The 13,116-nt window shown below is 69.4% G+C and carries 13 protein-coding genes and 1 pseudogene; 7 read left to right on the forward strand and 7 right to left on the reverse strand.

The features are described 5' to 3' along the window. The first annotated feature begins 158 nt into the window (after positions 1–158). The 3 genes and pseudogenes from ITP53_RS11730 to ITP53_RS57270 form a co-directional block, all read left to right on the forward strand. Complete coding sequence (locus ITP53_RS11730; protein ID WP_195895382.1) at positions 159–464, forward strand: hypothetical protein; 306 nt, start codon at positions 159–161, stop codon at positions 462–464. A 339-nt stretch (positions 465–803) separates the two neighbouring features. Next, on the forward strand, positions 804–1,646 hold the full coding sequence (locus tag ITP53_RS11735; RefSeq protein WP_195895383.1) for a CAP domain-containing protein: 843 nt from the start codon (positions 804–806) through the stop codon (positions 1,644–1,646). Positions 1,647–2,798: 1,152 nt separating this feature from the next. Then, positions 2,799–3,080, forward strand: a pseudogene (locus ITP53_RS57270) (helix-turn-helix domain-containing protein); the annotation flags it as partial. 351 nt (positions 3,081–3,431) lie between these two features. On the opposite strand, the gene ITP53_RS11745 reads toward ITP53_RS57270, so the two are convergent. The 3 genes from ITP53_RS11745 to ITP53_RS11755 form a co-directional block, all read right to left on the reverse strand. Continuing rightward, on the reverse strand, positions 3,432–4,664 hold the full coding sequence (locus ITP53_RS11745; RefSeq protein ID WP_195895385.1) for a GNAT family N-acetyltransferase: 1,233 nt from the start codon (positions 4,662–4,664) through the stop codon (positions 3,432–3,434). Positions 4,665–5,080: 416 nt separating this feature from the next. Then, positions 5,081–5,299, reverse strand: coding sequence for a hypothetical protein (locus tag ITP53_RS11750; protein WP_195895386.1), 219 nt, complete (start codon positions 5,297–5,299; stop codon positions 5,081–5,083). 116 nt (positions 5,300–5,415) lie between these two features. Continuing rightward, positions 5,416–5,640 carry a hypothetical protein gene (locus ITP53_RS11755; protein WP_195895387.1) on the reverse strand — a complete coding sequence of 75 codons (225 nt, stop codon included), beginning with the start codon at positions 5,638–5,640 and terminating at the stop codon, positions 5,416–5,418. Between the two features lie 173 nt (positions 5,641–5,813). Between ITP53_RS11755 and ITP53_RS11760 the strand changes: the two genes are divergently transcribed. Then, complete coding sequence (locus ITP53_RS11760) at positions 5,814–6,689, forward strand: erythromycin esterase family protein (RefSeq protein ID WP_195895388.1); 876 nt, start codon at positions 5,814–5,816, stop codon at positions 6,687–6,689. Positions 6,690–6,705: 16 nt separating this feature from the next. After that, the gene (locus ITP53_RS11765; protein WP_195895389.1) at positions 6,706–7,455 is read left to right on the forward strand and encodes an SDR family NAD(P)-dependent oxidoreductase; all 750 of its coding nucleotides are present in this window, start codon (positions 6,706–6,708) and stop codon (positions 7,453–7,455) included. Here ITP53_RS11765 and ITP53_RS11770 read toward each other — a convergent pair. Further along, positions 7,450–8,298 (reverse strand): helix-turn-helix transcriptional regulator, encoded by an 849-nt coding sequence (locus ITP53_RS11770; protein ID WP_195895390.1) that lies wholly within the window; start codon positions 8,296–8,298, stop codon positions 7,450–7,452. The two genes, ITP53_RS11765 and ITP53_RS11770, sit on opposite strands and share 6 nt — an antisense overlap. Before the next feature lie 101 nt (positions 8,299–8,399). On the opposite strand from ITP53_RS11770, the gene ITP53_RS11775 reads away from it, so the two are divergent. Continuing rightward, positions 8,400–9,107 (forward strand): SDR family NAD(P)-dependent oxidoreductase, encoded by a 708-nt coding sequence (locus ITP53_RS11775; RefSeq protein ID WP_195895391.1) that lies wholly within the window; start codon positions 8,400–8,402, stop codon positions 9,105–9,107. Positions 9,108–9,415: 308 nt separating this feature from the next. Here the strand turns inward: ITP53_RS11775 and ITP53_RS11780 are convergent, their stop codons facing one another. After that, complete coding sequence (locus ITP53_RS11780; RefSeq protein ID WP_195895392.1) at positions 9,416–9,985, reverse strand: TetR/AcrR family transcriptional regulator; 570 nt, start codon at positions 9,983–9,985, stop codon at positions 9,416–9,418. Positions 9,986–10,053: 68 nt separating this feature from the next. Here ITP53_RS11780 and ITP53_RS11785 point away from each other — a divergent pair, with 68 nt between their 5' ends. Continuing rightward, positions 10,054–10,557: an FBP domain-containing protein gene (locus ITP53_RS11785; RefSeq protein WP_195895393.1), complete on the forward strand. Its 504-nt coding sequence runs from the start codon at positions 10,054–10,056 to the stop codon at positions 10,555–10,557. Positions 10,558–10,569: 12 nt separating this feature from the next. Here ITP53_RS11785 and ITP53_RS57275 read toward each other — a convergent pair whose 3' ends face one another. Together ITP53_RS57275 and ITP53_RS11795 are read right to left on the reverse strand one after the other, a co-directional pair. Continuing rightward, positions 10,570–11,958 (reverse strand): aldo/keto reductase, encoded by a 1,389-nt coding sequence (locus ITP53_RS57275; RefSeq protein ID WP_195895394.1) that lies wholly within the window; start codon positions 11,956–11,958, stop codon positions 10,570–10,572. Between the two features lie 188 nt (positions 11,959–12,146). Then, positions 12,147–13,091, reverse strand: coding sequence for an AraC family transcriptional regulator (locus ITP53_RS11795; RefSeq protein WP_195895395.1), 945 nt, complete (start codon positions 13,089–13,091; stop codon positions 12,147–12,149). Positions 13,092–13,116 lie beyond the last annotated feature (25 nt).

A 13,116-nucleotide genomic window follows, 5' to 3' on the forward strand; every position in this document is an offset into this window, starting at 1 on the left:
CGGCCTAACCAGTCGCCGCCTCCGATGAGCTCGATGCCGGTTCCGGGCGTGCAGGCCAAGCCGCCGCCGCGCCGCCGGCCTGGGGACCCTACTACTCGCCCGGCGCCAAGCGCGCCAAGACACTCGGCACCATCACCGCGACCGGCGAGGACCACGAAGTGATCCCGTCCGCCGCCACACTGACCGTGTCCGGCACCATCTCCGACCTCACCCGCGCGTCGTCCACCTGCGGATGGGCGGTGTTCAACATCGCCACGGTCAACCCGGCCGGCAACAAGGTGACCTGGAAGCGGCATCACGCACGCACCCGCGCCCATCGCACACCGAAGAAGTTCTCCTTCACCAACCACCGGGTGTACCAGGTCGAGCTGAAGGTATGCGCAGAGCGCCGGGCCGGCGAGCCGTCCATCCAATGCACCGCCGGCAACCCCGCCTGGAAGACCATCTACCTCTCCCCACGCTGACCCTGCCTTCCCGCCGGGAGACTCCACGGCGCTCGTCACGTACACCGCGTGAGTGGCACCACGAACCGAACGATTCAGCCGGCCGTCGGCACCCTGACCATGGCAGGCCTCATTCGACGGCACCGGACCGACTTCTGGAAGGGGACACCTGGCGAAGAGCGCGCGCTTGCACATTGCCTTAACGATGCCGGTGCAAGGGGTGATCAGGTGATGCCCGACCCCGGAGCCCTATCAATAACGCGTAAGGCCTGCGGGCCTAACTCGTTCTGCACGCTCCGTCAAACCATGTGGGTCCGGCGAGCGCGGGGTCGACCGGGATACGACACCAAGGAGAAAATCATGAAACGCATCGCGATGAACTGCACCATCCTCACTCGGTTCGCAGTCACCGAAGCCGAGGCCCTGAGCAGCCTCTTACCGTTCTCCCGCAACCAGCAGCGGCTCGTGCCCAAGAGCGCTGTGTCACGCCGTCGGCAGGCTGCCGTCGCCGTGACCGGTGCCCTCCTGTTGGGCCTGACCGGCGCTGTTTCGCTGGTACAGCCGGCAGCCGCCGCGGCTCCACCGCTGAAAGGCGCTGGAACGTGCAAGAACATCGATATCGTCTACCGGCCTAAATCCGCATTCCCCGACACCAAGCAGGGACGCGGCGCCTTCCTGATTCAGGCCATCAAAGTCGAACCGGCAGTTATGTGTCTCGTCAACGCCGAACGAGCCGCGGCCAACCTACGGCCGCTGCAGAGGTTTCTCCGGCTGAAGGGAACCCCCGCACTCTCCAGCGCCTCAGCCAGGCACGCCGCAGAAGCCGTCAAGCTGCGCTGGTGGGGAGACGTGGAGCCGGGTAAGAACTGCCGCCCCATGAAGAACGACCCCACCAAGTGCGACCCGCACATCAATCCGCAGACTGGATCCACCCCGCTCAGCCGTGCCCAAGCCCTCGGCTACGGTCGCCGCTGCGCCTCGTTCTCCATCGCGGAGAACGCCTACGTGGGATGGGGAAGCGCCTCTGTCACACCCCGGGCGGCCGTCACGTGGTGGATGAACAGCAAGCTGCACCGCGACACCATCCTCAACCCGACCTTCGAGGAGATGTACACCAAGGTGGCCTGGGGAAGCGCGGATCCGGACGCCGGGTCCACCATCCCGGCCCTGACCTACGTGCAGATGTTTGGGCGCTGCAGCTGACGTCGTGGTCCTTCACGCTTGCTGGTCATGGGACAGCGGTCCGGCCGTGCAGGCAAGCGTCCAGGCCATCATGGCCGACACGCTCTCAGCCGAATCCACGAGGCGGACGACAGCAGAGGGCTGGATGGCGGATGGAACTGCTCGACCGCCCGAGTACCCGGTCGTGATCTGGCGGCAGTCCAGCAGCACTACGGAAATCGGAGGCCCTTCTTCCGATTCCAGACACGGGATTAGTCCTTCCCGCGCACAGGTGTGAACGGTCCCGCGCCGCCGGGACGACCACCCCTGGGTTCCATCACCCCGTAACCATGACGACCTGACGGAGACACCATGTCCAGACGAAAAGCCCTGCTCCTTAGCCCGCTATCCGCACTCTTCGCGCTGCTGCTGACAACCGCGGTGCCACAACCGGCGCAGGCGTACACGATATTTACCAACGTCGTGGCCCAGGGGCCCCTCGTACTGCGTCAAAGCCGAGGCGGGCATCGACCACCGCCGACCCGGCCTCTTCTCGTTGGACGAGGGGTGGGGCACGGCCCTCGTGTTCGAGGGGGACTGCGCCACCGTAAAGGTCACACGGGCCCAGGTCGTCGTGAACGTGGAGCGATGGGACGCATCCCGAAACGCGTGGATTTGGCGCAGGCAAGGCATCAGCGAGGGCACGACGGGCACGAGCGCCTGGGGCCCCACCGGACCCAGCGTCGCCGCCAGATACTCCCCGGGAGAGGATGGTAAACCAGCCTGGTATCGGGCAAAGGTGACAGCACAGTTCCGCCGCTTGGATCCCCTCACCGGCCGCTACATCACGACAGGCGGCACCCTCGATTCGGGCAAAGAGTGGGTGGAGTGACCGCCCCCGGCCCGGCGCGTAACGATCCCCCGGATCATGCCGGCCTCAAGACACCCCGCCCATGGCCGGCATCGGGTCTCGGGCAGCTCATCGGCGGACACTGCGGTGCCCTCTCGGTCAGGCCGTCGTCGGTCGGCGGGCGAAAGGACTGGTGCCGAACATGAACAAGAGCCGTGCCGAATGGCCCAGATGGGGATCCGGTCACAGGCAGGACGGGCAAGTGTCGGCGAGCTTGCAAAACTGACCCCCAGACAGCGCGTGAAAACTGACCCCCTTCGTCACCAGGAGTGACAGAAAGGGATGTGATCACAGTGGATGACTGGGCGGAGATCCGCCGTCTGCACCGGGCCGAGAAGATGCCTATCAAGGCCATCGCGCGGTTGATGGGTATCTCCAAGAACACTGTCCGGCGGGCGGTGCGTGCGGTGGAGGTGCCGAAGTACGAGCGGCCGGGCACGGGCTCGATCGCGGACGCGGTGGAGCCGCAGATCCGTGCTCAGCTCAAGCTCGATCCGTGGATGCCGGCGACGGTGATCGCTGAGCGGATCGGCTGGCAGCGGTCGATCCGGCCGTCGTCGGCGAGATCCAGCGCCGCCACGACGCCATCCCTGTGGCGGCCGGCCACCAGCAGCTCGAGCGTGTCCTGCGGTGCTCAGCGTCACGGTGTATTCGCCAAGGTCCCGCCGGTGGCGGGCCAGGCCAGGCGTCCGCGTTCAGCCTTTCACAGGCCCTTCGCGCCGTCCCCGACGGCCAGGGCCGGAGTCGGTCAGGCCGCGCCGGCGGCAGCCGCGCAGCAGGCGGGGGCCGCGCAGCAGGCGGGGGCCGCGCAGCAGGCGGGGGCCGCGCAGTAGGCGGGGGCCGCGACTCGGTCGATTTCCGCAGCCTCCCTCAATGAGGGTGATCAGCCGTTTGGAGCCCGTCGGTACGCGTTCCCGTCAGTACGGCAGGTAGTAGCTGAGTACATCGGCGGTGAGCGGCGGGAAGAGTGTCTGGAACAGTTCCTCATCCCCGGCGTAGACGTCGGGCCGGACGCGGGTCAGCCCCTCGATTCCGTGCGGGCCGAACAGCAGGGCTGGTAAGTGGTCGGGCGCCGCTGCGGCGCCTCCCACGGCTCCGGGCCCCTGCATGACGCCGCCGGTGACGACCTCGCCGAGGCCGTCGGCGTGCACCGGGATCCGGTGGTGGGCGCCGAAGGTGGAGATGACGATGTCGCGGTCGGTGCGATCGATCCCGGCTGTGGTGAGGCGGTGCCAGAGCAGCGGCCGCAGCCGGTCGAGTAGTGCCGCGACGTCCGGGACGCGGACGTAGTACTGCTCCGCCTGCTTGCGCGGTTCGTGGTGGAGAAACTCCTGCCAGGCGGTGGCGGTCACCGTGCCGGACCGGTGGACGACCCGCACCTGGCCGTTGGATTCCAGGGCGGCGACGCCGCGGAGCAGATCCCGTGCCGCCGCCTCATCCAGTGCGGTGGCCTCGGCCAGGAGCACCTCGTGGCCGGGGGGCGTGGTGCGTCCGGTGGCGATGACGGTGTCGGCGCGCTCGAGGACCCACAGGGTGCTCGCCTCGTGGGCCAGCAACCATCGCCAGCGTGCCGGCGAGTGCGGCATGGCCACGTCGAACCGGTTCTGGGCCGCCTCCTGCAGGGATGTCATGGCGGGGATATCGGCGGGCCGGGCGGCGCGGAGCCCGGAAGTTGCCTCGCCGGGCGGTCGGGTGTGCACGGTCAGCGCCGGCGGTATGTCGATGGCGTACTCGTAGCCGAACAGCCGGTAGAAGTACGGGATCCCGATCATCGTCTGAATGACGTGGCCGCGGGCGGCGGAGCGCTCGTGTGCCCACCGCATGAGCGCCCGTACGAGTCCGCGCCCTTCGTATGCGCGGTCGGTGGCCACCAGTTCGACCTGGCCCGCAGGCAGGTGGATGCTGCCAATGCGTACGTCCTCGTCCAGGAGCGTCGCGGTGGAGACGACCCGGTCGCCGTCGACGACCACGGCGCAGGCAGGCCATCCGGCGTCGCGATCTGTGACGACCAACCGGTGGTCGAGGGCGTCGGCCGGTTCACCGCGTTCGGCCAGCAGCGCGCCGATCTGGTCGAGGTCTGCCGGCTGCGCCTGCCGCAGGACGAGGCCGTCGGCCAGCGAGACGGGTGCGGGGAAGGCTGTTGTGCTCACGGCGGGACTATCGCATCGCCTGAGCCGCCTCGTCCATCGGGTTAGCGCCGATACCGGGGGCGAGGAACGAGGGGGCAGCCACTAGCGGTGAGATGGATCATGGCACATATGGTCACCGCGACCTGCGGAAACACTCAAGATCGCGTTGTCGCGCCGGGCTGTGACGCCTGTTCGAGTCGAAAGCTGACTCAACACCGTTTGGTCGTGCACCGCCCTGACCTGCTCGACAGCCCGTACCGCTAGTGGCTGTCCGGTCGTTCCTCGACCCCCGACATAACCGGTGCAACCGGGCTCGCCCTTCTTGACGACACCGGCCTCAAGTCGTTGGCCCCGCGATCACGCTCGTTTGGGGCTCAGTCACTGACACGTTTCTTACGGGCACCCCTACTCGACGACCATGTGATCAGCGATGGTCATCAGGCGCCGTCCTCGGCCTGCCGGAGGACGGACTCTGCGTCCATCAGGGCGTTCATCGCCGCTGCGGTCAGGGGTGCCTGCCGGTAGAAGGTGGCCTCGAGGCGGTGATGGGCCTGCGTGTCCATCCGCTCGGGCGTGGCGTCCTCGGTGCGGTCCAGGTCGTAGACCAGCTCGGGGTCCGCCTGGTCGAGAAGGGCCCACAGCTGGCGGGCTTGCACGCGGACTGGTCCGTCGTGTCCGAGAGCCGTCGCCAATGCCGGCGGCAGCGTCTATTCGACGCGCTGGTGGTCGGCCAGGACGCACGTCAGTAAGGCGATGTCGGTGGGATCGATGGTCACCATCTCGGCTGCGGCGGCCGGTGACAGGTACGTAATCGCTGGGACCCCGTGCGGGCGGCGCGGCCGGCCTCGTACGCGCGGTGGATCAGGCCGGTGAGTACCTGCGCCTGGTAGGACTCCCAGTTGGCCAGCCCGTCGAGAAGAGCTCGGTCGAGAGCGCCCAGCTCGACACCGACCTGCTCGCACGCCTCCACCATGTGGCGCACGCGCAGGTCGCGCATGAGGCCAAGGCCACGGCGACTACGGCGGCGAGTGCCAATGTCTTCTTCATGGTCGCTGATCGATCCCAGACAGAAGGCAAGACCTTCACAGGCTGCCCGGACTTGACTTGAACCTTTGTTCAACAACGAGCCTGGTTCGCGAACCGGCCGTACGAAGAACGAGGGAGACCCCGGTGAACGAGACCGTATCCCAGTGGATCAGGCGTCACGCCTGGCCACTGACCACGCTGGATCCCCAGGCGCCGCTCGGCGACCTGCTGCCGCTGCGGGACCTGGCCGCCGATGCCGCCGTCGTGACCGTGGGCGCCTCGACCCGCCAGGCGCACGAGCTGTCGGCGATCGCCCACCGGATCCTGCGCTTCCTGGTCGAAGAACGGGGATTCCGCTCCCTCGCCCTCGAAGGCGACGATCCCGTACGGGTCGGGCTCGACGCGTATGTGAGCACCGGTCGCGGGGATCCGCGGGCGGCGCTGGCCGAGGCGCGGCCGTTCTGGCGGACGGAGGAGATCCTCGGCGTCGTGTCATGGATGCGCGCCCACAACGAGCGGCACCCGCACGACCAGGTCCGCTTCGCCGACGTGCGAGGACAGGCCGCGCCGGCCCGCGAGGACCTGGAGAGACGCCTGGCCGACGACACGATCGGGTGGCACGAACGTTCCGGAGACAAGATCGTCTATTGGGGCGGGATCGCGCACACGAGGGACTCCCCCGGCAGCCTGGGCGGTCACCTGCGCGAGCGTTTCGGGCCCGCGTACCTGTCGATCGGACTGACCTTCGAGGACGGCACGCTGCCTGTGCCGGTCCCCGCCCCGCCGGCGGACTTCGCCGAGACGCCGCTGAGCGCCGCGGGCCTCGACGCGTTCCTGCTGAACCTGCGCGCCGAACGCCCCGACGCGGTACGCGCCTGGCTGGACGCCCCGGCCAGGACCCGGCTGATCGGCCCCGCCCAGGACCCGGCGGAACACCTGTCCGGCGGCACGTTCGGCGGCTGGTTCGACGTCGTCGCACACCACCGGCACGTCACCCCCGTCCGCCTCCTCTCCCAGTGACCACCGGAAAGACACCATGAACCCACTCAACGGCAAGACCGCACTCGTCACCGGCGCGAGCAGGGGCATCGGCCAGGCCATCGCCCGCCGCCTGGCGCAGGAGGGCGCCCGCGTCGCTGTTCACTACGGCGGCCACGAGCGGGCGGCCAAGGAAACGGCCGCCGCGATCGAGGCGGCAGGCGGGCAGGCCTTCGTCCTGCAGGCCGAACTGGGAACGCCCGGGGACGCCGAACGCCTGTGGACCGCCTTCGACGCGCGAGCCGACGGACTGGACATCCTGGTCAACAACGCCGGCATACTCAACGACGAGCCCGGCATCGAGGCCGTGACCAGGCAACAGTTCGAGCGGATCTTCGCCGTCAACGCCACCGCCCCGTTCTTCGTCACCAAGCTCGCGCTGCCGCGCCTGCGCGACGGTGGCCGGATCATCAACATCTCCACCATGCTGACCCGCGGCTCGGCCATGCCCGCGTCCATCAGCTACGCCATGTCCAAGGGCGCGCTCGACGTGCTCACCTCGACGCTGGCCAAGCAGCTCGGACCACGCGCGATCACCGTCAACACCGTGGCGCCCGGCGTGATCGACACCGACATGCACCAGGGCAGGCTCGTCGGGGACGCGCTGGCCTGGGTGTCGTCACTGTCGCCCATGGGCCGCGTGGGCACGCCCGAGGACGTCGCCGGCGCGGTGGCCTTCCTCGCCTCCGACGACAGCCGGTGGGTGACCGGCCACTGGCTCGACGCCTCAGGCGGCACCCTGCTATGACGAGTGCGCGGTGAGGGCCTGGGTGCCGAGCACGGTGAGCAGGGCGAGGCGTTCGGCGTCCTCGGTGCCCGGCTCGGCCGTGTAGATCATGATGTGCAGGTCGCTGCCCGACACCGTGAGGATGTCGCAGTCCAGCGCCACCGGGCCCACCTGCGGATGGTCGATGGTCTTGCGCGCGGCCTCGTGGCGGCCGACGGCGCCGGTGTCCCACAGCTCGGCGAACCGGTCACTGCCCGCACGCAGCTCCGCGACCAGCCGCCGTAGCCGCTGGTCGGCCGGGTAGCGCCCGGCGGCCGTGCGCAGGTCGGCGACCAGCGCGGACTCGAACTCGGGCAGGGACTCCGGCGAGAACCTGGCCCGGCTCCGCAGACCGTGGAAAAGACGCCACACGGCGTTGCGCTCGTTGCCCCGCCACCCGGACGGATCACCCATCAACGCCGCGTACGGCGGGTTGGCCATGAGCAGCGTCCAGCCCGCGTCGTAGACCGCGACGGCTGCTCCGGTCAGTCTGTCCAGCAGTCGCTGGACGCTCGGGGTGATGTGCTCCGGCACCGTCTCCGGCCCCGGCGGCGCCAGCCCGGCCAGCCCGAACAGGTGGGCCCGTTCGGTCGCCGACAGCCGCAGGGCCCTGGCCAGGGCCTCGACGACCTGCGCCGACGGGTTGGAGGCGCGGCCCTGTTCGAGGCGGGTGACGTAGTCGACGGAGATCCCGGCCAGCAGCGCCAGCTCCTCACGGCGCAGCCCGGCCGCGCGCCGGCGCCCTCCGGTGGGCAGCCCGGCGTCCTCCGGTGCGACCCGGTCGCGCCAGCGGCGCACCGCCTGTCCGAACTCCCCTGCCCCCATGCCACCAGTGTGCCGGACCGGCCGCCGATCTGCCTGGTACCGGTGGTCCCAGGAAGACGGGACGAATGGCTGACCGCGTCGCCGGGCCGGAGCATGGAGGCATGACGACAACACTGATCACCGGAGCCAACAAGGGACTCGGCTACGAGACCGCCCGCCGGCTCATCGCGGCCGGCCACACCGTCTACGTCGGCAGCCGGGACAGCGAACGCGGGCGCCTGGCCGCCGAACGACTGGGCGCGCGGATGGTCCTCATCGACGTCACCGACGACGCGTCCGTCGCCGCCGCGGCGAAGACCATCGAGGCCGACGGCGGACTGGACGTGCTGGTCAACAACGCCGGCATCGAAGGCCGCGGCGCAGGGAACGTCGTGGTCGGCGCCGCGGACACCACCGCCGAGGAGATGCGGACGATGTTCGAGACGAACGTCTTCGGCCTGGTACGCGTCACGCACGCCTTCCTGCCCCTACTGCACCGCTCGGCCGCCCCGGTCGTGGTCAACCTCAGCAGCGGCCTGGCCTCGCTGACCGGGGTCACCGCTGTGGGCACACCGGCGTACGCGTACCCGGGGGTCGCCTATCCGGCGTCGAAGGCCGCGGTCAACATGATCACCGTGCAGTACGCGAAGGCGTTCCCCGGTATGCGGATCAACGCGGTCGAGCCCGGTTACACCGCGACGGACCTGAACGGGCGTACGGGCACGCAGACCGTCGAGGAGGGCGCCGAGATCATCGTCCGCATGGCACAGGTGGGCCCCGACGGCCCGACAGGCGGCTACTTCGACGCCTCGGGCCCCTTCCCTTGGTAACGGGGCACGACGGCCCGCGGCACGGTGCACGCCGGGTCGCCGGTGGTGAAGGTACGAAAAATGGGGTGAACCGGGAGGTGGCGGCAGCGCGGAGCAGGCGCTGACGCGGAACGAGAGGGCAGGCCCCTGCACGGCGTCCCCATGAAGAAGCCCCGCCGGCGGCGGGTGGACCGCCTGCTATGGGAGACCACACTCAGCGTGGATCCATCGCGACGCGCGTCGGCTTCACGGACCCCGCGGGCCCCTGCAACGCGCCATCCACCGCCGGTACGGCCGCCATCCGCGTGAGCGGCCCCACGTGAGCCGGATCAGCCCGGCGGCCAGTTTCTGAGTACGGAGTCGAGGACGTCCAGGGTTCTGGACCACGAGGCGTCCACCTCGCGCGGGTGGTGGCGGAACCCGCCCGCCTTCTCCAGGCTCACGTAGCCGTGGAACGTGCTGCTCAGCATGCGTATCGCATCCGTCTGGGCGGGCTCCGGCAGGTCGTAGCCACGCAGTATCGCGCGTGTCATATCCGAATGCCGGCGCGCCGCGACGGCGGCCGTCATGCCCGGGTCGAGCTCGATCTGCGCCGCGGCGTACCTGCCGGGATGCGCCTTCGCGTAGTCCCGGTAGACGTTGGCGAAGGCCACCAGCGCGTCCTTGCCCGCCCGGCCGGCCAGCGCGGCGGCGGCCCTGTCGGCGAGCTCCGTCAGAGCCAGCATCGCCATCCTCTCCCGCAGGTCCTGGACATCCTTGACGTGTGAATACAGGGCCGCGGGCTGGACGCCGAAGCTGCGCGCGAGCGCCGAGACGGTCACGTTCTGAAAGCCGATCTCGTCGGCCAGGTCCGCCGCCGCCTGGGTCACGCGTTCCGTGGTCAGTCGCGCACGTGCCATGGACCACCCTTTCCTTACAGTCTTTAAGTATTTGCATACTACCCTTAAGGAAGGCTAGCCTCCCCGCCATGAGACCAGTCAGTGAGCGCGATATCCGCACATCGTTCGTCAACTGTTCCAAAGGGGAGGCCAAGCGTCTCGGAGTTCCCAAAGACCTGACGGACCTTCCTTGGGAGAGCCTCGACTTCCTCGGATGGCGAGATCCGGGCGCGCCAGAACGTGTGTACCTGGTCGCCGAACGCGACGGCACCCTCGTGGGGATCGCGCTCCGGGCGACCTCCGGCGCGTCGCGCGGCTTCACCTCACGCAGCATGTGCTCCCTGTGCCTGACCACGCACACCAGCGGCGGCGTGGCCCTGATGGCCGCGCGCCGGACCGGCGAAGCCGGCCGTCAGGGCAACTCGGTCGGGCAATACCTGTGCACCGACCTCGCCTGCTCCCTCTACACCCGCGGGAAGAAGGCAGCAGCAGGGGGCGGAGTCGTCGATGAGTCCCTCACCCTGGAGGAGAAGGTCGCCCGCACCCAGGCCAACCTGCGCTCCTTCCTGGACAAGGTGGTCGGGGCGCCATAGCCAGGTGTGCTCCTACTCGAGAGACGAAAGGCGGGCTATTTCGTCATCCGAGAGCCGCAGTGCGCCTGCGGCCACGTTCGCGGCCAGGTGGTCCGGATTGCCGGTTCCCGGGATGGCCAGCACGTGTGCGCCCTGGTGGAGGGTCCACGCCAGCCGGACCTGCGCGGGCGTCACGTCGTGTGCGCGGGCGACGGCGAGCACCGCTTCGCCGTCGGTTTCGTTCGCCCCCGCCTCGCGCCCGGCGCCCGCGATCGCGAAGAACGGCACGAAGGCGACGCCCTGCTCGCCGCAGGCTCGCAGAAACTCCTGCTCCTCGGCCGGCGCGCCGACACCGTAGGGGTTCTGCACGCAGACCACCGGCGCGATGGCCTGGGCCTCGGCCAGCTGCCCGGGCGTGGCGTTGGAGATCCCCAGGTGGCGTACGAGCCCGGCCTCGCGCAGGTCGGCCAGCGCCCCGAAATGCTCGGCGATCGAGCCGCTCTTCTGGCTCGGGGGGATGCGCAGGTTCACGACGTCCAGGTGGTCACGGCCCAGTTGGCGCAGGTTCTCCTCGACCTGACCGCGCAACTGCCGCGGCGTGGCCCACCACCACTCACCCGACGGGTCCCGCCCCGGCCAGACCTTGGTGGCGATGACCAGGTCGTCCGGGTACGGCGCCAGCGCCCGGTTGATCAGCTCGTTGGCCGAGCGCCGCGAGGAGAAGTAGAACGCGGCGGTGTCGATGTGATTGACGCCCAGCTCGACCGCGCGCCGGAGCACGCTGATCGACCGTTCGCGGTCGCTCGGCGTACCCAGGTCGAAGGCGGCACTGCCCGTGAGGCGCATCGCCCCGAACCCGACGCGGTTGACCGTCAGGTCACCGAGCTTCCAGGTGCCGGCGGCCGCGGCGGGGCTGGTGCCCGAGGAGTCCGGGACGGTGAACGAGATCCAGACGTCGGGCTGCAACTCGGGCCGGTTCGGTACGGGCCTGCGTTCCTCCGTCCAGGCATGGCCGGCGACCTCGGTCGCGACCCGGCGCCAGAAACGTACGGCGGCCGCGTTCTCATCCTGGAAGGCGATCTCCCACGGGCCCGGGTGCCTGGCGAGGACTTCCCTGACGGCCCGCAGCCCGATGCCTGTCCTGCGCGCCCCGCGTGCGATGAAGAAGCTGTTCAGTACGCGGGCCGGGCCGGTCAGGCTGCGGACGATGGCGAAACCGACCGGCTGGTCGCGGCTGGACACCAGGTAGGGAGCCCAGTCGGTGTCGGCGAACGCCGCTTCGAGCCTTTCGCCGCGGAAGGTTCCGTCCGCGTTGGGCAGACCACCGGCGAATTCCGACATGTCGTGGCGGAACATCAGCCACAGACGCTCCACGACGGGGCGGTCGGCGGCCTGCGCGAGGCGTACGCATATGTCAGGCATGAGTCTCCTTGGCGAGAACAGCGGATGGTGGGGAGCGCGCGTCCAGGTCACTGGCCAGGACCGCAGCGGCCACCCGCACCGAAGGCACAGCGGCCCCAGGCATGAAAAAAGCCTCCTCGGCGGACGAAGTCCATGCCAAGAAGGCTTAAGTGTTGATAGGCATCATATCAGGCGCGCGTGGCTCGGCTTCATACCTGTACCGGCTCGGCGCGGACCGACCGCTCATCGCGCACCCGGTATCGGTAGCGCAGCGGTGACTCCCCCACCTCCCGTTTGAACGCGGTGCTGAACGCACTCTCCGACGCGTAGCCCAGTTCGACCGCCAGCGACCCGACGCGGACGTCGCCGTCACGAAGAGCACGCTGCGCCAGCATCATCCGCCAGCGGTTGAGATAGGTCAGCGGCGGTACGCCCGCCACGGTCCTGAAGCGTTCGGCGAACGACGTCCGCGACATCGCCGCGGCCCGCGCCAGTTCCTCCAGGCCCCAATGCCTTCCTGGTTCGGCATGCATGAGGCCGAGCGCCGGACGCAGCCGTTCGTCGGTAAGCACCCGTAGCCATCCCGGGGGCAGGTCGGCCTGGTCGACGTAGGCGCGCAGCACCTCGAGCAGCAGGAGCTGGCCATACTGCCTGATCGCGAACGCGGAGCCCACCCGGTTCCCTGTCACCTCGTCGAACAGCCGGTCGAGCGTGCCGCGCAGGTTGGTCGCGGCGGCAGCCGACGCCTGGACATGTCCCACCGGTGGAAGCGCCTGCAACAGCAGCGCCCGGCCGGCCGGGTTGATGTCGACCGCGGTACCGATGACGACGTCGTCGGTGCCGCAGTCGGCACCGACGAGCCGAGTGAAGTTTTCCTCAGGCGCGATCTCGCGGCGCGGTCCGTCGCCGGTGCCGCCCTCCTGCTCCAGCCACGACCGGTTGTTCAGGATGGCGACGTCGCCCGGTTCGAGCTCGATCGGCCCGTCGACGCCGTCGGTGGTCAGCCGAGCCCTGCCGTACACCATCGCGATGAGCTTCAGCGGGTCCTCGATGGGGGTGCGCACCACCCAAGGGCCCCGCCCCGCGAAACCGCCTGACACCAGTCCGCGGACCTCGACGACGTCGAACACTTCCGACAGGTGATCAGTGGCCATCTCCGTACTATCGCGCAAGAAATGC

This window comes from Nonomuraea cypriaca, assembly GCF_015645445.1.
GTDB lineage: Bacteria > Actinomycetota > Actinomycetes > Streptosporangiales > Streptosporangiaceae > Nonomuraea > Nonomuraea cypriaca.

Bases quoted from the DNA above. Each gene is read 5' to 3' on its own strand.
- ITP53_RS11735 (WP_195895383.1), top strand. From the start codon at position 804: ATGAAACGCATCGCGATGAACTGCACCATCCTCACTCGGTTCGCAGTC.
- ITP53_RS11755 (WP_195895387.1), bottom strand. From the start codon at position 5,640: ATGCGCGACCTGCGCGTGCGCCACATGGTGGAGGCGTGCGAGCAGGTC.
- ITP53_RS11765 (WP_195895389.1), top strand. From the start codon at position 6,706: ATGAACCCACTCAACGGCAAGACCGCACTCGTCACCGGCGCGAGCAGG.
- ITP53_RS11770 (WP_195895390.1), bottom strand. From the start codon at position 8,298: ATGGGGGCAGGGGAGTTCGGACAGGCGGTGCGCCGCTGGCGCGACCGG.
- ITP53_RS11775 (WP_195895391.1), top strand. From the start codon at position 8,400: ATGACGACAACACTGATCACCGGAGCCAACAAGGGACTCGGCTACGAG.
- ITP53_RS11780 (WP_195895392.1), bottom strand. From the start codon at position 9,985: ATGGCACGTGCGCGACTGACCACGGAACGCGTGACCCAGGCGGCGGCG.
- ITP53_RS11785 (WP_195895393.1), top strand. From the start codon at position 10,054: ATGAGACCAGTCAGTGAGCGCGATATCCGCACATCGTTCGTCAACTGT.
- ITP53_RS57275 (WP_195895394.1), bottom strand. From the start codon at position 11,958: ATGCCTGACATATGCGTACGCCTCGCGCAGGCCGCCGACCGCCCCGTC.
- ITP53_RS11795 (WP_195895395.1), bottom strand. From the start codon at position 13,091: ATGGCCACTGATCACCTGTCGGAAGTGTTCGACGTCGTCGAGGTCCGC.